The 18,009-nt window shown below is 57.1% G+C and carries 19 protein-coding genes; 7 read left to right on the top strand and 12 right to left on the bottom strand.

Going from position 1 to position 18,009, the window contains the following annotated elements; genetic code table 11:
• The 12 genes from E2L05_RS05400 to E2L05_RS05345 all read right to left on the bottom strand — a co-directional run.
• A partial coding sequence (locus tag E2L05_RS05400; RefSeq protein ID WP_208016229.1) for a hypothetical protein occupies nucleotides 1–264 on the bottom strand: 264 nt, incomplete at its 3' end.
• Nucleotides 261–1,280 carry a HupE/UreJ family protein gene (locus E2L05_RS05395; RefSeq protein WP_133341874.1) on the bottom strand — a complete coding sequence of 340 codons (1,020 nt, stop codon included), beginning with the start codon at nucleotides 1,278–1,280 and terminating at the stop codon, nucleotides 261–263. The genes E2L05_RS05395 and E2L05_RS05400, both read right to left, overlap by 4 nt.
• The gene (locus E2L05_RS05390) at nucleotides 1,277–2,107 is read right to left on the bottom strand and encodes a peptidyl-prolyl cis-trans isomerase (protein ID WP_165971694.1); all 831 of its coding nucleotides are present in this window, start codon (nucleotides 2,105–2,107) and stop codon (nucleotides 1,277–1,279) included. The genes E2L05_RS05395 and E2L05_RS05390 overlap by 4 nt, the downstream gene beginning before the upstream one ends.
• A 17-nt stretch (nucleotides 2,108–2,124) precedes the next feature.
• Nucleotides 2,125–2,712: a HupE/UreJ family protein gene (locus tag E2L05_RS05385; RefSeq protein WP_133341872.1), complete on the bottom strand. Its 588-nt coding sequence runs from the start codon at nucleotides 2,710–2,712 to the stop codon at nucleotides 2,125–2,127.
• A 2-nt stretch (nucleotides 2,713–2,714) separates the two neighbouring features.
• Nucleotides 2,715–3,791, bottom strand: coding sequence for a hypothetical protein (locus E2L05_RS05380; protein ID WP_133341871.1), 1,077 nt, complete (start codon nucleotides 3,789–3,791; stop codon nucleotides 2,715–2,717).
• Nucleotides 3,788–4,405, bottom strand: a complete 618-nt coding sequence (locus E2L05_RS05375; protein ID WP_165971693.1) for a DUF3604 domain-containing protein — start codon at nucleotides 4,403–4,405, stop codon at nucleotides 3,788–3,790. Before E2L05_RS05375 ends, E2L05_RS05380 begins: the two co-directional genes overlap by 4 nt.
• 261 nt (nucleotides 4,406–4,666) lie before the next feature.
• Complete coding sequence (locus E2L05_RS05370) at nucleotides 4,667–5,626, bottom strand: alpha/beta hydrolase (protein WP_133341869.1); 960 nt, start codon at nucleotides 5,624–5,626, stop codon at nucleotides 4,667–4,669.
• 144 nt (nucleotides 5,627–5,770) lie between these two features.
• Nucleotides 5,771–6,802, bottom strand: a complete 1,032-nt coding sequence (locus tag E2L05_RS05365; protein ID WP_133341868.1) for a serine hydrolase domain-containing protein — start codon at nucleotides 6,800–6,802, stop codon at nucleotides 5,771–5,773.
• Complete coding sequence (locus E2L05_RS05360; RefSeq protein ID WP_243721881.1) at nucleotides 6,799–7,521, bottom strand: hypothetical protein; 723 nt, start codon at nucleotides 7,519–7,521, stop codon at nucleotides 6,799–6,801. The genes E2L05_RS05365 and E2L05_RS05360 overlap by 4 nt, the downstream gene beginning before the upstream one ends.
• Before the next feature lie 9 nt (nucleotides 7,522–7,530).
• The gene (locus tag E2L05_RS05355) at nucleotides 7,531–8,385 is read right to left on the bottom strand and encodes an SDR family oxidoreductase (RefSeq protein ID WP_133341867.1); all 855 of its coding nucleotides are present in this window, start codon (nucleotides 8,383–8,385) and stop codon (nucleotides 7,531–7,533) included.
• Between the two features lie 302 nt (nucleotides 8,386–8,687).
• Nucleotides 8,688–9,311, bottom strand: coding sequence for an outer membrane protein (locus tag E2L05_RS05350; RefSeq protein WP_133341866.1), 624 nt, complete (start codon nucleotides 9,309–9,311; stop codon nucleotides 8,688–8,690).
• 117 nt (nucleotides 9,312–9,428) lie between these two features.
• The gene (locus E2L05_RS05345) at nucleotides 9,429–10,469 is read right to left on the bottom strand and encodes a GlxA family transcriptional regulator (protein WP_243721880.1); all 1,041 of its coding nucleotides are present in this window, start codon (nucleotides 10,467–10,469) and stop codon (nucleotides 9,429–9,431) included.
• Between the two features lie 149 nt (nucleotides 10,470–10,618).
• Between E2L05_RS05345 and E2L05_RS05340 the strand changes: the two genes are divergently transcribed.
• The 7 genes from E2L05_RS05340 to E2L05_RS05310 all read left to right on the top strand — a co-directional run bounded on the left by E2L05_RS05340 (nucleotide 10,619) and on the right by E2L05_RS05310 (nucleotide 17,806).
• On the top strand, nucleotides 10,619–10,963 hold the full coding sequence (locus E2L05_RS05340; protein WP_133341865.1) for a hypothetical protein: 345 nt from the start codon (nucleotides 10,619–10,621) through the stop codon (nucleotides 10,961–10,963).
• A 298-nt stretch (nucleotides 10,964–11,261) separates the two neighbouring features.
• The gene (gene bchE / locus E2L05_RS05335) at nucleotides 11,262–12,914 is read left to right on the top strand and encodes a magnesium-protoporphyrin IX monomethyl ester anaerobic oxidative cyclase (protein ID WP_133341864.1); all 1,653 of its coding nucleotides are present in this window, start codon (nucleotides 11,262–11,264) and stop codon (nucleotides 12,912–12,914) included.
• Nucleotides 12,907–13,506, top strand: coding sequence for a bacteriochlorophyll 4-vinyl reductase (gene bchJ, locus E2L05_RS05330; protein WP_133341863.1), 600 nt, complete (start codon nucleotides 12,907–12,909; stop codon nucleotides 13,504–13,506). The genes bchE and bchJ overlap by 8 nt, the downstream gene beginning before the upstream one ends.
• Before the next feature lie 230 nt (nucleotides 13,507–13,736).
• A complete protein-coding gene (locus E2L05_RS05325; protein WP_133341862.1) occupies nucleotides 13,737–14,897 on the top strand; it encodes an ABC transporter permease in 1,161 nt (386 codons plus the stop codon).
• A gap of 9 nt (nucleotides 14,898–14,906) precedes the next feature.
• A complete protein-coding gene (locus E2L05_RS05320; protein ID WP_133341861.1) occupies nucleotides 14,907–15,731 on the top strand; it encodes an ABC transporter ATP-binding protein in 825 nt (274 codons plus the stop codon).
• Entirely contained in the window at nucleotides 15,728–17,176 is a 1,449-nt protein-coding gene (locus tag E2L05_RS05315; protein ID WP_133341860.1) for an MlaD family protein, read from the top strand. The genes E2L05_RS05320 and E2L05_RS05315 overlap by 4 nt, the downstream gene beginning before the upstream one ends.
• A 15-nt stretch (nucleotides 17,177–17,191) precedes the next feature.
• Nucleotides 17,192–17,806 (top strand): PqiC family protein, encoded by a 615-nt coding sequence (locus E2L05_RS05310; protein ID WP_133341859.1) that lies wholly within the window; start codon nucleotides 17,192–17,194, stop codon nucleotides 17,804–17,806.
• The last annotated feature ends 203 nt before the right edge of the window (nucleotides 17,807–18,009 follow it).

Here is an 18,009-nt window from a genome sequence, read left to right as displayed (position 1 = left end):
TGAAAAGGCTAGATCCGGGCGCATGCCGATGGCGGCGTAACCGAGTGCCGCCGCTGCAAGGAAGATGGGCAGTGCCGGTCTCACGGTGGATAGCGGACGGCCAGCAAGAAAAGCCGCCGTGCCGAGAAGCAACACACCTTGCAGCGGATCAGCCAAAGGGTGCAGAAGGCTCGCGTAGAATGGCCCAAGGTCGCCGAAAGCGTCGTGTGCGAAGGCTGGGACGGGCGCGAAAACGGCGAGAATGGCAAACCGCAGTCCCCTCATGTGACGAAGCCTGCGACGCGCTCGATCACCCAGAAGGCGGCAAGTGTTCCGACGCAATAGGACACAGCCCGAAGGCCTTTGGTTCCAGGTGCCGTCAGGCCCTTTGCGAGGCTGGGATAGAGCCGACTGAATGCGGCGCCAAGTGCCAGAGCCAGAACGATGAAGACAATTTGTCCAGCCTCCACGCCGAGGTTGAACGCCAGCAGGGCAAGGGGAACGTCGCCCTCGGGGAGGCCGACCTCAAGCAACGCACGCGCGAAGCCCAACCCATGCAGCAGGCCGAAGGCGAAGGCGACGGCCCATGGATAGCGTTCTGACAGGCGTGGCTGGTCGCCGTGCTCGTGCAGAAGTTCGGCTGCGAGGAAGGCAATCGAAAGCGCCACGATGGCCTCGACCGGGGGCGCAGGCACAACGATCCAGCCCAAGCTTGCGGCAGCGAGCGATAGCGAGTGTGCGACCGTGAACGACGTAACAGCGGTCAGCAGGGGCCGCCACGCCCGGATCAGCACGATCAGCATCAACACAAAGAGCAAATGGTCGATACCCTTCAGGATGTGATCAACGCCAAGTGAAAAATAGCCTGCCGCGATCCCAAGTGGCCCCGCCTTGAGTGGCACAGTAAAGGCCGGTGCGGCTGCGGTCAGGCGTACGGCTTGCGGCGTCTCGCCGGGCGCGAGCGCGTAGCGGACCAGAACATCTGTTTGCGTCTGATCCAGCCCATCAATCTGGATCTCGCCGCCGGGCAAACCGTTCTCGCACTTGGCAATCCAGTTGGTCAAAAAGGCGCGCCCGTCAAATACGGGTGCTGGCCCGCGCCGCGGTGTACAGACCTCGGGTAGCACGGCGTCGATTTTCATAGGCGCCCCATTCACCTGCGGTTTGCGCCAGGTGATGCGCCATTCGTCGACGTCGAGCGGTTGAATTTCCAAAAAGCCCGGCTCGAGCGCATGGGCATTGGCCGTCGCGGGCGCAAGCAATGACAGACACAGCGCGATCAGGGCCAAGAGCCGGATCATTGCCGGAGTCCCTCGGGATCATCCGGACGGACGATCAGGTAGCGCGCGACAAGGGCCTTGTAGCGCTCTTCGCGCAATTGCACCGACATCACCGCGCGCCAGTCGCTTTCGACTCGCTCGCGGATTTCGGAGAGCGGTGGAAGCCGCGTGTCGCGCCGCTCGGTTACCCGAACAAGGTGGCGGCCAAAGGACGAAGTGACCGGCCCGGCCCATTTGCCCGTTGGCAGTGTAGCCAGCGCCTCGAAGAAGCCTGTGCCAAAGGTGCCATCGACCACTCGCGGCGGGCCCGCGGGCAGGGTGGGCGGCAACAGGTTCAGCCGAACGCCATCGGGGATGCCTCCGGCATCCATCAGTGCGCGAATTTCCATCAGCGCTTCGGTTCCGATGGTATCATCGATCATGACCTGTTCGAAGCCAACAAGTGGCGCTTGCGCAAAGCGTTCGGGAAAGGCCGCGAGGTGAGCTTCGAGCGTGGCGTCATCAGGCGTGATTGCCCCGGCGCCGCTCTCGGTCAGGAATTCCATCTTCATCTGGAGGCGGCTGCGGATCACCGCGTCGCCGCGGTCGAGCCCAAGGGCCAGCGCCTCGCGCACGTAAACTTCCTCGCGCACGAAACTGTCGATAAGGTGGTTCAGCTCGGTGGGGTTTGGCGAGCGCCGCCATGTCGCCTCGAACGCGCCGGCGAGCCTGCGAGCGTCGTCTTCGGTCACGGTGATGACCTCGGCAGCCACGGGTGGCGGGGTGTCGTCAAACAGGGCAAACAGGGCGAACACCGCCGCCCCGAGCATGAAGAAATGGACCAGAGGTTCGCGCAGAACAGCGTTCATCGTGTCATTCCCACGGATCAGGCGACCCCGGTCAGGAAGGCCGCGCCGACAAGGGCGACGACTGCACCTGCAGCCCGCACCGCCCATGTGCCCCAAGGACGATCCCAAAGCAGTCCGATGGCGATGCCTGCGAGATGCAGCAAGCCCGTAGCAACAACGAAGCCCACCGCATAGGCGATCGGATCGGCGGCTGTCGGCAATTCGGTGCCGTGGGCATGGCCGTGGAAAATCGCAAAGACCCCAACGATGACGGCTGCGACCCAAAGCGGTGCTGGCACGGCCAGCGCAACGAGCAGGCCGAGCACGACGCCCGACAGGGCAATCCCGACTTCGACGGCCGGTAGTGGTACGCCGGCGACACCAAGTGCGCCACCAAATGCCATCACCATCGGGAAAACGACTGGCAACAACCAAAGCGCTGGTCGCCCCAAGACAGCCCCCCAAAGCCCAACGGCAACCATGGCAACAACGTGGTCCCATCCGAAGAGTGGGTGCAGGAAGCCGCTGGCAAGCCCGCCAGTGACACCTTCGCCGGTATGTGCCTGAGCTACCCCGGCCGCCAGAAGTGCTGCCACCGTAAAGGCTGAAAACTGCAACTGTTTCATTTCTAATTTCCCTGAAGTGGATCAAATGCCGTGATCCCGGCGTTTTGCGATCTGTACAAGTAGCTTGCGGCTGCGAATAACTCCGCTGCGTCGATACGCTGCTTTTCTTTGGCTGGCAAACGCGACATGGCGCTGCTGATCACCTCAGCCCGAGAAAAATCCCCAATTTCGCCAAAAGCCACCGCGACCGAACCGACGACTTCGGGGCGCTGTTGCGGTAGGCGGGCAAGGGCAGCCAGGATCCCGGCCTTCAAGCTTGGGTCCCCGTATTTCGCATGGACGGTCAAAGCTGCAATGACGTCTCTAAGGGCTTCTGTGCTTTGGTGTGACGCCTCAAGCCATGTGTTTACCAACCGTGTCACACCTGCAGATCCGTCAACTTCAATCAGTGCCGTTGCCCAAGCATCCAGGTGCGCTTCGCCTTTAAGGCGGGCAGCTCGGGCAATGCGCTCGCGCACATGGTCGCGATCTTCGTTGCGGTCGCTGAGGCCGAGCATAAGGATGTAGAACGATTGCCATGGTATCTCGCTGCGGTCGGTTAAAGCTTGCCGCGCAACTGCGCCGTTTATTGGTTGCGCCATCTCGCTTATCAGATCGTATGAGGCACGGCTGAGTTCGTCGATGGCTTGTTCGCGTAGAAAGCGATCAGGACCATGCAGCATTGCTTCGAAGAAACTGAAGCGTGCTGTCGGATCAATCTGCCAGTCAGAACCATGCGCGAGGATCTTTGCGGCCGCGCTTCGCCATGCTGCGTTTGCATAGCCAGCGCGCGACCACGCGTTCCCTTCACGCAGCATCAAAACGCCATCCGCTGGGTTCCTGTCCAACCGTCTTTTTGTGATGCTGTCGACCAGGAAAGGGATGGGAACGTCATTCGACGCACCCAACAGGAACATGACAGGTGCAAAGCTGTAGGGATTGTCGCGATCTTCTCGTGCGATGACAACCGCGTCCGCGGCCAAGAGACGATCAGAGACCGTCTCTTCGGGTTTCTCGACGCAGACGCCACAGGCGAGAGCGATCTGCGCGTTCCCAAAGGCGAGAAGCGCGATGAGCCCGATACGCTGCCCCCGGTTCAAAGCGTATACCAGATGAGAGAGGTATAGGCGCGTCCCTGTGGCTCCATCCAGCTTTCCGCGTGGCCTTGGGCACCTATTCGAAAGGCGCCATGGGCCGTCCAGCGCGAGGTCGGGATATCGATCACCCGCGCGTGATGGAAGGCTGGCTGCGCAGTCTCAGGAAACAAGATGTCTTTGGAGAGGTTCCCGTCTTGCGCAATGGCGAGAACGTCGCCGCGCCTCACGTCTTGGGAATTCGCCATCCATTTCCATAGGCTGCCGGGGCTGCACGACCCAAAGGTACCCTCTGTCGTGAAGGGATCGCTCATCGACGTCTTGTTAACGCCGTCTCGATAGGCGACGAAACGGTGGATGTTTGTGCCCTCAATGAGAGATATCCAGTCTCCCACAAGCCCCGCCTCCCAGAAGTAGGAAGGGTGAAGATGGCTATCGCCCCAGATCACCCGGTTCTGAGAGTTGTGCCCGACGAAAGCCCAGCACTGGTCACCCGTTGACGGCAATTCGTCCGGTGAAACCGCAAAATCCGTGCCGAAGGCAGTGCTGATTTCCTGAGGCAACGCTGTGCTTGCACACAGCAGAGCAGCAACCGACACATACAAGGATCGTGATGTCATCATCGATTTTCCCCCGGAGGGTAATGCCTAGATGATTGATCATATCAATCAACATCTAATTAGCTACATCAATGGGTGTCGTCGGCAACCTATTAATACTTGCAAACGAGTGCCTGCTTGTAATCTCAGACCGCCCGCGCGTCGGCGCGACATGCAAGGCGGCAGACCAAGGCCGCGAAGATAAGGGGCCAGTTTGTGCTCCGCCGCATTATTTTCCGGCATAGGGCAGACCTGAACACGGACACCCGACCATGAAGAATTCTAGCTTGGCGAAACTTTGCGTGGCCGTCGGTGAAAATAGTGCAGCAAAATCCATTTGATGCAAAGCTGCGAGATGCGCGGATCGAGTTCTTTTGTCATAAGCTCATCATATCGATCAAATGACGCGGGCGCATCGTCGGCACGCAATATATGCGTCAAACCTCTAAGGCAGTGCGTCTCAACTGGCCCCTGCGCCATGTTCTCAATCGATTTGGCGTCACTTGGTAGACATTGGATGTCGTTCGCGCCGGCGATTGCGAGCACGGGCACCTGAACTTTCGCAATCCAGGACTTAGGATCATGGGCAAAAAGTTCCCGAAGCATTTTTGACGGAATGTGCTGCCCCATAGCTGTGAACGTGTCGCTTTCTGACGCTTTGATCCGGTCGATGAGTTTTCTCTGTCTTCTAGGAATGCCGCCTCTGATGCAGGCTGAAAACCGGGCCATTGCGCCACGTATGCCGGGTGTCGTTGCCACCCGCTCCGCCATGTTGTCCGCCTGCCGCATCAATGTGTCTTCGACCGGCTGTATCGTAGGGCAAAGAAGCACGAGACCGATGACCTTTGGTTTCAAGTGCGCGACGACTGGGGCGATTATCGTACCTTCGCTGTGCCCCAACAAGACAATTCCTTCGATGCAGGGAACGGATGCAAGCATGTCGACGGCGGCACAGGCATCGTCGATCAGATCCGAAAAACTCGCGGTATTATAATCTCCGCTGCTATCACCGCAGCCACGCTTGTCATATCGATAACTGTTGATGCCGACGCGTTCCAGAGCATCAGCGATTACATTGAAAATATGAAGGTTTTGACCCTCCATGTTTGCATTGCGATCAAGCGGGCCACTCCCATGGAGCATCAAGACTGCAATCGATTTGTGGTTCGGCGTACTCAATACAAGGCTGCCGCTTAGGGTCACCTTTTCCCGGTGTACTTTTGCTTCATAAGTTCGGCTCACGAAGGCCTCCAAGATGCTGCCATTTCGTCCATGCAGACAGCCATTTCTCAATCAGCGTTTCTTTGGTGCAAAGTGCACACGGCTGGCAAAGTAACGCAGCAGAATCGCCGATCGACGGGCAATCATTGACTGCTGCACTCAACATTAAGAAATCCCATGTCTTTCGATGATACGCAGTGCTTTCAGCATGAAACTGATGGGGCGCTGCGGCGCGTCAGTTTGGTTGAATGTACCAATCAAATAGATGTCCGGCCCCGGCGCATGAAACGCAAAGGAGCCGCTGGCCCCGGAATGGCCGATCAACTCTGGCGTGGCGCGAAACAGGGTCATCCAGCGCGGCAATTTGATCCGCATCACCCCGTATCCGTACTGAAACGGGAAAAAAAGCCGGTTCCACTGGCGGATCTGTGCGGCATTCTCGGGGTTGAAAAGCTGGCCTTGAATGAACGCACGCAAGAAAGTCAGCAGGTCATCCATGGTTGACAAGATGCCTCCGTCAGGCCCCATGCTGGCTAGGGTGCGTGGAACATTCAGGCTTTGGGATTTGTAGTAAATCGGAAGCCCCGCGTCGTCGTCGTTCAATACGGCAGTTTCCCTTAGCCCGAGCGGCTCACAGATACGGCTTTGTACTGCTTGGTCAAAGGTTTGGCTTGTGACCGCCTCGATTACCGCACCAAGCAGTTGGTAATTGGTATCGGAGTAGTAGGACCTGCCGCTATCGGGCGCGGCTTGTGGCGGGAGCGCCCGCGTCATCTGCAATACATCGTGCAGGCCAAAGCTGCGATCAATGTTCTGTTTCAAATCCGCTGACAGATTGCTGGCGTAGTAATCGGCCAGTCCGGAGGTCTGGTGGATCAACTGTCGAACGGAAAGACTTGGCCCGTAGTCGACACCTTTCACGACATGCAGAGCGGACAGATCGACAGTGCGCAGAAGGCTCTGCACGGTCTGGTTCAGGTCAATCTGCCCCTCTTCCGCCAGTTGCAGGATCAGTGTCGCGGTAAACATCTTGGAAATGCTCGCGATCGCGAAAGGCGCCTCGGGCCTGGCAGCCGCGGCGCTGCCTTTGAACCGAACCTGACCATTGCCGGACTCAATGCGCAGGATCACGTTGTGGGTGTTCGCCTTCGCGCATTCAGTATCGATCAGCCTTTGCAAGTCTCCATTCAGTGTCATGGCTTTGATCCTTGTGCAGTATGGACTGCCATGGATGCTTGTGGCGTGGGTGCTTCGTGTCTGAACACGAGTGCGACACCAATCGCGATAAACCAAGCGATTGCGCCAAGTCCAAAGACAGCTCCAGCCGCGTCGCCAATCATCGGGATCAGGGTCAGTATCCCGCTTGCACCGGTCAACGCGCCTAAGCAGGCGGTACGTTTCCCCAAGCAACGCCGGATCCAACCGGCACTGCTGACGCAAGCAATCCAGACGCCGCCCACAATCTCGTTGCCGCCGCCAAGGCCAAGTTCGACGGAATGCAAGATGTGCCAAAGAGTTGCGGCAGCCTCAGGGTCGGTGCGGTAAAGTTCCCCGGCTTGCTCCACCGCTACATTGGCAATCATTCCGGCAGCCAGAAGGAGTCCAGCCCAGATGAAACCAATTCCTTTGGTGACAGCGGCACAGCTCGGCGGGGCGCAGGACAAACGCTGCGCCAGCGCTGCAACCAGCACCGCAAGAGCCAGTGCGTTGATTATATAAATCGCAGTGTTCCAAGCGATGAATATGCTGGGGGAAGCGGCGCTGAACGCAACCACGGCACGTGTGTCGATATCGGCTGTGCCGTATCCCATGGGGGCCAAGTGCGTGATCAAGAACGCAAAGCCGATCAAGTAAGTTGCGCCGCACACAAGTGCGGACAATCCGCCTAAGCGTTGAAGTGTGAAGATGGTTTTCATTTCATACCTTCAATGAAGCTTTTGCCCCGTGATCGCCGCGAAATGCGCCTCAAGATGGCGGGTGCCATGCGGCGCGCCGACCATGTCCAACCCAAGCGCCGTGAGAAAGAACTGTGCTGGACCATGGATGCGGCGCGGGGTCAGGTACGGCAGCAAGACAAGGGCCACCTTGCGCAGCCAATCGGGCAGCCGTGTAATTTTCGCTGGCTTGCCAACGGCCGCGAATGCCGCCTTTGCAAGGTCTGATTGGCTGAAAACGTCAGGGCCGCCCACGTCCAACCAATCCTGTCCCCGGGCGATAGCATTGGCAGCAGTGGCGGCCAGATCTGCCCCATGAATTGGATTGATCCGGTGTGCCCCGGAGCCGAAAAGCCAAACGCGGCCGGACCGTGCCATCGTCAAAAAATCGGACATGTCCGAGAAGTATCCGGACGGGGCAATCACACTCGAAGCTATGCTTGCGCTTTGTAACGACGTGACAAAGGCCATCTTGGCCGCGACCAGAGGTACTTGGGCCATTTGCCCGGCGTTCAGGACGTGGATATAGGCAAAGTGCGGCACATGGGCACGCAGCGCTTCGTCTAAAAGATTCAGGTTCGCTTGATAGTCGACGTCCCAATATGCCAACCCCTCTGCTTGACGGGTAATGCCAAGTGCAGAGATGACCAGATCGGCCCCGTCCATAATGCCTTTGAGAGTGTGGGGCAGGGTGGCTTCAGCCGATATCAACTCGTCGGCGTCGAGTTGACGTGCCCGCCCGGGGTCCCGGACCAGAGCGCGAACGTGCCAGCCGCGCTTGCGGTACTCACTACAAAGGTGGCGGCCAAGATAGCCGGTTGCACCGGCGATGAAGACGGTTTGCATAAGGTGTCTTTCGGTTCAAAAGTTTCCAAGGAGTGCCGTTCCGAGAGTGCTTGCAACCATGCCGACCAGTCGCGGCCCAGAGCGGCGGCACGCAGTCTGGCAATCGTTCCAGACCGTGAAGTACGCCGCCCGCGCCTTTGCAAAATACGCGCGCTTTGTATCGCGCCGGACAGCGCCACTTAGGGTGCATAGAGATCGGCAGGGGCTCGATTGGTCGTGATGCCTGTCCCTGATGATGAGGCATGACTGCTGGCTCTGCGTGCCAGCAGTGCCTGTTGTTTCTTGATCGCCCGGCGCAGGTATCAAAATGTATAAGCGGCGCCGAAATTGATGCTAGAGGATGCGTTGTCGATTGAGACCGCACGCCCGCTGACATCGCTGACTTTGGTGTCAGCCCAATTTCGGTAGCGGTAATCTGCAAACACGCGAGCACCCTCAGTCAACTGATATCCAAGGCCAAGGATCAACTGACCACCCCAAACCTCGTCGGACCCGTTGAGGAGCGTGGTCCCGTTTGCGCGGTAATCGTCGTATTCCAGTTTGCCATGGCCGATACCTGCGCCAAGATATGGCACCCACTTCGACTGTTCGCTCAAGGTGAAGTCATGAAGCACGTTCAGGAACACCGCTTCTTCGGTATAGGTGCCTTCGGTTGCGCCGTCGGTCTCTGACGCGCGGCCTGAAAATTGCAGTTCGGTTCTCAGCGACCCCAGTTTGCCCACCTTGCCAAAATCGTATCCGCCAAAGATGCTCAGATCCGCGCCTCCATCGAGCGAGATCGTCAGGCCACCGGCGCTTCCGTCCAAATCCTGGTTCTGGTTCACGACGCCGCCAACCAATGCGCCAAGATAGAAGCCGCCCTCTGCGAAGATCGGAGTGCTTGCCGCGAGGACGATGGCAGTTGTTACAAGTAAAGTGCGTTTCATGTCATTTATCTTTCTGTGAGTTGGGTTTGGGTTTGGTCCGGGCACAGGTCTTCGTCCGCGCCAACCGTGATGCGGTTGACGCGTGAGACGTGGCCAATGGAAAAATTCGTGCGTGGGTCAGTCGGGGCCGTCGCGGATCAATGGTGTCAGTTGAGATCCGCGAAACCGCTCGCGATAGTCTGTGGCAGAGACACCAAGATGCCGCTGAAACGCCCGGCGCATCCGCTCTGCGTTTTGGAACCCCGTTTGCAGCGCGACCTGTTCGACACCAATCGTCGTCGTCTCAAGGGCCACGCGTGCGGCTTGGACCCGCGCCGTTTCGACATAGGCGGCGGGCGTCATCTCTGTGTTGTCCTTGAACCGCCGCGCAAAGGTTCGTTCAGACAGCCCGGCGCGTGCGGCAAGTGCAGTCACTGTCAGCGGGTCACCGGGATTGGCGAGGATATAGTCCAGCGTTGCGTTGATGGCCGGGTCATCCGCACGTTGGGCCACAAGGTGCGCGCTGAACTGCGATTGGCCGCCGGGGCGCATCATGTACATCACGTTGTACCGCGCGACCTGGAGGGCGATGTCATGGCCAAAATCCATTTCGACCAGCGCCAGCGCCAGGTCCATCCCGGCGGTCACCCCGGCCGAAGTCCAGATATTTCCGTCGCGGACAAAAATAGCGTCGCGGTCAACCGCAACGGCTGGATAGCGCTGTTCCAGGATTGGACACCACCACCAATGGGTACTGGCGCGTTTGCCATCCAGAAGTCCGATTTCGGCAAGGATCATCGCGCCTGTACAAATTGACACGATCCGCCGTGACCGGGATGCAGACTGCCGCACGAAATCGAGCAACTCAGGATCCTTGATCGCGGCCATGGTGCCATGACCGCCGCTGACGATCAGTGTGTCGATGGGGCTCGTATCGGTGGCGGCATCTGCAAAAGCACGGTGGGCCGTCAGACTTAACCCGGACGTCGTCGGTAAAGGGCCGGTTTTGGACGCAACCAGGGTAACCGCATAAGGCTCCGGGCCTTCGGGTAAGAAATACTTCGTCCCCGTCAGCACTTCGAGCGGGCCGACGATATCAAGGATGTGGGCCTGCGGGAACGCCACCATCACAACGCTGCGGGTCTCGTATTCTGTCTGATATGTCTGTCTTTGTGTCATGGCCTGACATTAGGAGAAATTTTGTGATGACCGTTAGGACAAAGACCCCACCTTTTCCGCCAAATGACGCGGTTGATTTGCGAAGCCTGTGTATGCTGACATCGAAAAAACTGTCAGTTGACTAATCTTTATGACTTGCAGATCAAGGTGTGATCAAAAAACAGGAGAGCACTGTGTTTGCTAACGGAATTTCACTAGCCCTAGCCTTTTCATCGCTCGCAGCAATCGCCAATGCCGCCTCCTGTCCAGCAAGTGCACCCGAAGGCTACAAATGGCTTTCAGGTTACGTGGATGAGTTCCGTGCGACTGGTACGGTCAGTTCTTGGTTTGCTGATAGTCGGGCACAATTCCCCGATGATATCGCCCTGCTTGGTCTTCAGGCCTATTTTGATACCGATGGCGATATTACCGCAGCACGCCAGTTGTTTCTTGAGCGGGGCGGGTCGGACGAGGCATTCTCGATTGCGATGGCCTGCGCCCAAATAAAGCAGTGATCAGATAAAAGCTGTCTCAGGATAGGTGATGGCAGCTAACTTCTTGGCTAGATATTTCTGGTTTTGCAGACGCCGTAGCGTACAGCCGGTGCCGGCAAAGAGCCGTGAAGCCCCCAGTGTGAAGGGCGCGGCCATGATCCTATGGGGTCGTCTGTCGAAACGAGACAGCAGAGTATCTGTAAGCCTCGTTTGCCAAAAGAACTGCCGCGTCAGGAGAAGCCGACAAAGTTGATTTGTGTCAATTATGAAGGGCACATAATAGTGTAACACAAAATGGACACTTTTGATTGGAGTCGATATGCGAATCCTTTTTGTCCATCCGAATTATCGGTCTGGTGGTGCTGAAATCGCCGGAACGTGGCCGCCCGCTTGGGTCGCATATCTTACCGGACATCTCAGGCAAGCGGGCTTTGACGACATCCATTTCATCGACGCGATGACCGATGGACTGACGGATGCGGACCTTGCCCAGAAAATTGAGGCGATTGCCCCGGATGTGGTCGGGGTCACGGCGATTACTCCTTCGATTTACAAGGCTGAAGATGTCTTGAAAGTGGCAAGCGAGGTCGCCCCCGGTGCGGTCCGCGTAATGGGCGGCGTGCATGCAACGTTCATGTACAAACAGGTGTTGACGGAAGCGCCGTGGATTGATGTGATCGTCCGCGGCGAGGGCGAAGAGATTTGCACCGAACTGATGCGTGCCATCGAAGACGGGCGCTTTCCTGCCGAGCGTGAAAAGATCAATGGCCTTGCCTTCATTGATGGCGATCAGATTGTTGCGACCCAAGCCGCCTCTACCGTGAAAGACCTGTCCAAGATCAAGCCCGATTGGTCCGTGTTGGAATGGTCAAAGTACATCTATATTCCCCTGGGAACTCGGGTTGCGATCCCTAACCTTGCGCGGGGATGTCCGTTCACCTGTTCATTCTGCAGCCAATGGAAGTTCTGGCGCGACTATCGTGTGCGTGACCCCAAGGACGTCGTTGATGAAATAGAAGATCTTGTCGACAACCACGGGGTCGGGTTTTTCATCCTCGCCGATGAAGAACCCACGATCAACAAAAAGAAATTCGTGGCCTTTTGTCAGGAACTCATCGACCGCGACCTGCCCAAACGGATCAACTGGGGCATCAATACCCGGGTCACGGATATTTACCGGGACAGGGACTTACTGAAATTTTACCGCAGAGCCGGTTTGGTGCATGTCAGCCTTGGAACTGAGGCCGCCGCGCAGATGAAGTTGGACGTGTTCAACAAAGAAACCAAAGTTGAAGAAAACAAAGAAGCAATCCGTCTGCTGCGCGAAGCGGACATTCTTGTTGAGGCGCAATTCATCGTCGGGCTGGATAATGAAACGCCCGAAACACTCGAAGAAACTTACCAGATGGCGTGGGATTGGCAGCCGGATCTGGCCAACTGGTCAATGTACACACCGTGGCCGTTTACTCCGCTTTTCCAAGAGTTGAAGGATCAGGTCGAGGTGTTCGATTTCAGTCGTTACAACTTCGTCACCCCGATCATGAAGCCGGCTGAAATGGAACGGGGCGAGTTGCTGGATGGGGTGATGAACAACTATCGTCGGTTCTATATGAAGAAGGCGCTGTTCCATTACCCTTGGCGCGGCACCGGGTTCAGGCGGCGGTATCTGTTAGGGTGCCTGTATGCGTTCCTGAAAGCGGGCGTTGGCCGGACATTCTATGACTTGGGCAAAGTCGGTTACACTGGCCCACAATCCAAAAACAAGTTGGATTTCCACTTCGACGAGACGCGCACCATCGCCGAAGCGCAGATGGAAGACTGGGAAGCCTCGGCCGACAAGGCGGCAAAGGCCGCAGAACGGCGTGAGGCCGTCAAGGCCCAGACGATTGAGCGGAAACAGGCGTTCAAATTGCCAAACGGGGCCGAAATAAAGGCATGCGGCGCTGGCAACCAACAATTGGAGGATGTCTAGAGATGGCAATGCATCCCAAGGTCTCATTGGTCCAAACGCAATTTTGCAATTTTTGCCGGTTCTTGATCGTTTTTGCGGTCCAGTGCGGCGCGCGCAAATATTAGCGGCCGCAGGGATTTTTGATATCCCGGATGGCCTCAGCATGATCCCGGAAACGGATGCTGCCCGTCTGCATAGACAAATTCGGAAAGAAGAACCGGCATTGGCGCCCACCTTGGCCGCCAAAGCCGGTTTTGAAACCGCGAACTATATTCTTGCAAACCGGATTCCGGATCTCGCCCAAACTGTGCTGAAGGTTCTGCCAAGAAAACCGGCGGCACGGATTCTGTCGGGCGCAATCGAAAAACACGCGTGGACTTTTGCAGGATCCGGCTCGTTCAAAGTCCAGTCAGCTTGGTCTTTCACAATCACAAACAACCCGATCGTGCGCGGTGAAGTCAGCGGCGTACCCTTGTGCGCATGGCACACGGCAGTATTCGAGCGGCTTTATCGTGTGTTGGTCTCACCTGATTGTCGGTGCGAGGAAACACTCTGCGCAGCCCAAGGTTCGGGCAATACATGCCATTTCAAAATGAGCTTCGGTGACGCTTGATGATCTTCAAAGAGCGGCAGTTCTTGCTAAGTTGCCGGGCTTGTCAAGTTCCGGACCGATCGAAGCTGACGGTGTAGCAGCAGCGACTATGGGCCAAGGTTGTCTTTCTACCACGTTAGCCGGTGTCTGTTGCCTGTACGGTTGCTAAAGTCTTGCCAAGTCAGAATATCAAGCGATGCTTGGCACATGGCGACTTATGAATTCATTCAAATGCGGTCGGGGTTCTTTTGATGACCCTCTCTAATCCGGGTCTTGTAGAGAAACGGCGCGGTGAGATTGCTCTACAGGCCAAGGAAAACGGTGCCGGGGTACTGGGTGTCTCAGGAGATTGGACGTTGCATTCGAAGGCACCCGGCGCTGCGGGAATGATGTCTGCTATCGACGCGGCAGAAAGCGTTCGATCACTCACATTTGAAACTAGTGATCTCACCATGTGGGACAGCACATTCGTGACTGCTGTTCTGCAAGTGATGGAAAAGGCGAAGGTCAAAGGAATTGAAATCGACCTTGGGGGCCTGCCGTCCGGAGCACAAAGGCTTGTTGCCCTTGCTTCCGCTGTGCCCGAACGGCAAGGCGCGCGTCGAACGACGTCGCGCGATGGTTTTCTGGTTGCGGTGGGAAAAGGTTGGCTCGATTTCCAAAAGACATCGCTCGCAACGATCACGTTCCTTGGCGAAGCGACCATCGCACTGGCCCGTTTTTCTGTAGGGCGCGCAAAATTCCGCCGTGTAGACTTCATGATTGCAATCGAGGCTTGCGGGCCAAAGGCGCTGCCCATTGTGACACTTATCTCGATCCTGATCGGGTTGATCCTGGCATTTGTCGGCGCGGTGCAACTGCGCCAGTTCGGCGCGCAGATTTTCGTGGCCGACCTTGTCGCGATCGCAATGGCCCGCGAGATGGCGGCGATCATGACTGGCATCATCATGGCTGGCAGGACAGGCGCAGCTTTCGCCGCGCAGCTTGGCACGATGCAGGTCAACGAGGAAATCGACGCGTTCCGGACACTTGGCTTTTCACCGATGGAGTTTTTGGTGCTGCCGCGCATGCTCGCGCTGATCGTCATGATGCCGCTTCTGTGCATCTATGCTAATATCCTTGGAATTTTGGGAGGTGCGATCGTCGGTGTCGGCATGATGGGGCTGACTGCGACGGAGTATTACGTTCAGACAATCAACAGTGTCAGTCTGTTTGATTTTGCTTTCGGCGTTTTCAAAGGTGTCATTTTCGGCATTGTCGTCGCGCTTGCGGGGTGCCTGAAAGGCATCCAGTCCGGGCGTAGCGCCTCTGCGGTTGGTGACGCTGCCACATCGGCTGTGGTCATGTCGATTGTTCTGATCATTGTTCTGGATGGTCTTTTTGCAGTCGTGACCAGCATTTTGGGGATCTGAGGTTTTGAAATGACAAATATCACGCCCCCGCCGCGCCCCCATATCGAGGTGACCGGCCTTGACCTTAGGTATGGCGATTTCGTGATTCAGAAGAACCTGACCTTCACTGTGGGCCGTGGCGATGTGTTCATCATAATGGGCGGTTCGGGCTGCGGGAAAAGCACGGTGTTGAAATGCCTGATCGGTCTCAAGCCCCCGGCGAAAGGACGTGTTCAGATCGGCGAGACCGATTTCTGGGGCGCCGAGCAACAGCAACGCGAGGCCATGATGCGCGGGTTCGGTGTGTTGTACCAAAGCGGCGCCTTGTGGAGTTCCATGACGCTGGCCGAAAACGTCGGGCTTCCGCTGGGCGAGTACAGCAATCTGAGCCCTGCGGATATCCGCGAACTTTCGGCAATGAAGCTCTCTCTCGTCGGGCTGTCAGGCTTCGAAGACTATTACCCGTCAGAGATCAGTGGCGGGATGCAGAAGCGCGCCGGGATTGCGCGTGCCATGGCCCTTGATCCCGAGATCCTGTTCTTCGATGAGCCTTCGGCGGGTCTTGATCCGATCAGTTCGAAACTGCTCGATGATCTCATCCTTGAATTGCGCGAAAGCCTTGGCACCACGATCGTGATCGTAACCCACGAGTTGGCCAGCATCTTTTCAATTGGCAACAATTCGGTTTTTCTGGACCCGATCACCAAGACGATGATCGCGCAAGGTAATCCAAGTGAATTGCGCGATCATAGCCCGAACGATGGCGTGAGAGAGTTTTTGAATCGTGGCAAAAGTCACGAAGATAGAAGCGGTCCAAGCTCTGTGTCCGTGAAAAATGCAGAGGCTGCGACGTGAGTCAGAAAACCAATCCAAAGCTGGTCGGACTATTCGTGGTTGGCGCCTTCGTGCTGGCAATTGCCGGTTTGGTGCTTTTTGGCGGTGCGAACTTCTTGAGTGCCAAGCGAACTTATGTCTTGTTTTTTCAAGGGTCGGTCGCGGGCCTTCAGGTCGGAGCCCCTGTGAATTTTCGCGGTGTTCCGCTTGGACAGGTGACGGACATCAGCGTTACGTATTTTCCCGAAGACACGGAATCGCTCTTTCTTATTCCCGTCTACATCAGCATCGAGCCAAACCGCATTCGCGGTCAAATTACGGGGGACGGACGCACACTCGATGACCTGATCGCATTTGGGCTGAGAGCCGAGCTTGGCATGCAGTCTTTCGTGACAGGGCAACTGAGTGTCGAGCTTGATTTCAAGCCGTCGACGGCGGTCAAGTTGACCGGGCTAGATCCGGATGCTGAGGAGATTCCGACACTCCCCTCTGACACCGAGAAGCTGAAAGCCAGTGTCACACGGCTGGCGGATATTCTTCAAAACCTTCCGCTGGAAGAGATCGCTACAAATGTTGAAACAGCCGTGACGGCTGCAACACGCAGCATCATCCAGATCAGTACATCTGTTGACGCCATCTCTGGCAGGATCGGCCCCTTGGCTGACGATATCAGCGCCACGGTCGCGGATGTGCGTGCAACCGTGGAAGAAGCGAAGGCGCGTCTGGCGATGGAACCCGGCGAAGTGCTGTATTCTGCTGCTCAAAGCCTCGACCTGCTGCAACAGATTGCACAGAGCCTTGAATCGGAAGTATCGACGTTGTCGTCAGGGGCGACCGACACAATACAGGCGATACAGACGATCGCGCAGGATGGTCGGGCCCTGATCGACAGTCTCGATCAGGAAATCACTCCAATTTCCAACGATCTGAAACAGGCTCTGGTCACGGCGAACAGAACGATGGAGGACGCACGCAGCGTCATCAATTCGTTCGACACAAAAGCAGCCCCCTTGCTCGTCGAAGCGCAAGCGGCACTGGCCACAGCCACACAAATGCTTGACGACGCCCGTGGTCCGATCGCCTCCGTCGGCACACTCGCCGCGGAACTTACCACCGAGATCGGGCCTTTTACTGACAAAGCCGAAGAAACGATGGCTGCAGCCCAAATGGCGTTGGACGATGGCGGGCTGGCTATCAATGAACTCAGAACGCTTATTGCAACTGTGGAGGGCGGCGTGGAGCCAATCTTCGGACAGGCAGATGCGATACTGGACAACGCTGACGCAGCCATGCGCGACGCACGCAATGCCCTCGCGGGCGCGAGGTCGGTGATCAGCCCGGACTCGCCAACGATTGCGCAACTCGATACGGCGCTCAGGGAAATTCGCCGCGCGGCGGTATCTCTGCGCGAGTTTGCCAACTTTCTCGAACGTAATCCCAACGCGCTCCTTACAGGCAGACGATAGAAACGGAGACCTATTATGTTGCGCCGACTTTCGGTCCTTGCCGGGCTTTTGCTTTGTGCAGTGGTCGCTGGATGCACCAGCCAACCATCGAACTTTTATATCCTTTCTGCGCCGGTCTCTGCCTCGACAGAGGCCGTGCAGACGACGCGCAGGCGCGGACCGTTGATTGGGGTCGGCCCGATCACCATGCCGCAATATCTGGACCGAACTGAAATTGTGACGCGCGACACCGCGACCTCGGTAAATGTGAACGAACAAAATCGTTGGGGCGGCGGCCTGACCGAGAACTTCCAGAACGTTCTGGCCGAGGTTCTTTCCGAGCAGTTAAGAACGGACCGGTTGTTCTTGTACCCTTGGACGACGTCGGGTGACATGACCTATCAAATCACCGTGCAGGTCAACGCGTTCGAGGCTCGACCGGACGGGCAAGTCGTGCTTGATGCGCGCTGGACCGTACTCAGCGGCGGCACGCAAGAGGTGATCACAATGGGCCGAACCCTGCTGCGTGAACCGGTGAGCACTGCGCCAACTGGCGTAAGCGGCCCTGATTACACAAGAATTGCCGCTGCGATGAGCCGAAGTGTCGCCCGCCTTGCCCAAGAAATCGCAGCTTCAGGTCTGCGGAGTTAGGCGATTTCAAACCGGTAACGCGAGTTCGTCACAAAACAACTTTTGCAAGAACACCGAAGGCGCACACGTCTTGCGGGAAAAACAGCCGCCCCAACTACCGGAATGCCTGTATTGTTACCAACTTTTAGACGAATCTGTTGACTTATGTATCGTCAACCGAACAGGTAATTATCAATAAAACTTTAACGGTGCGTATTAAATCG

Source organism: Meridianimarinicoccus aquatilis, assembly GCF_004358675.1.
GTDB classification, from domain to species: Bacteria; Pseudomonadota; Alphaproteobacteria; order Rhodobacterales; family Rhodobacteraceae; genus Meridianimarinicoccus; species Meridianimarinicoccus aquatilis.
This window is presented reverse-complemented; position numbering and strand designations above follow the sequence as displayed.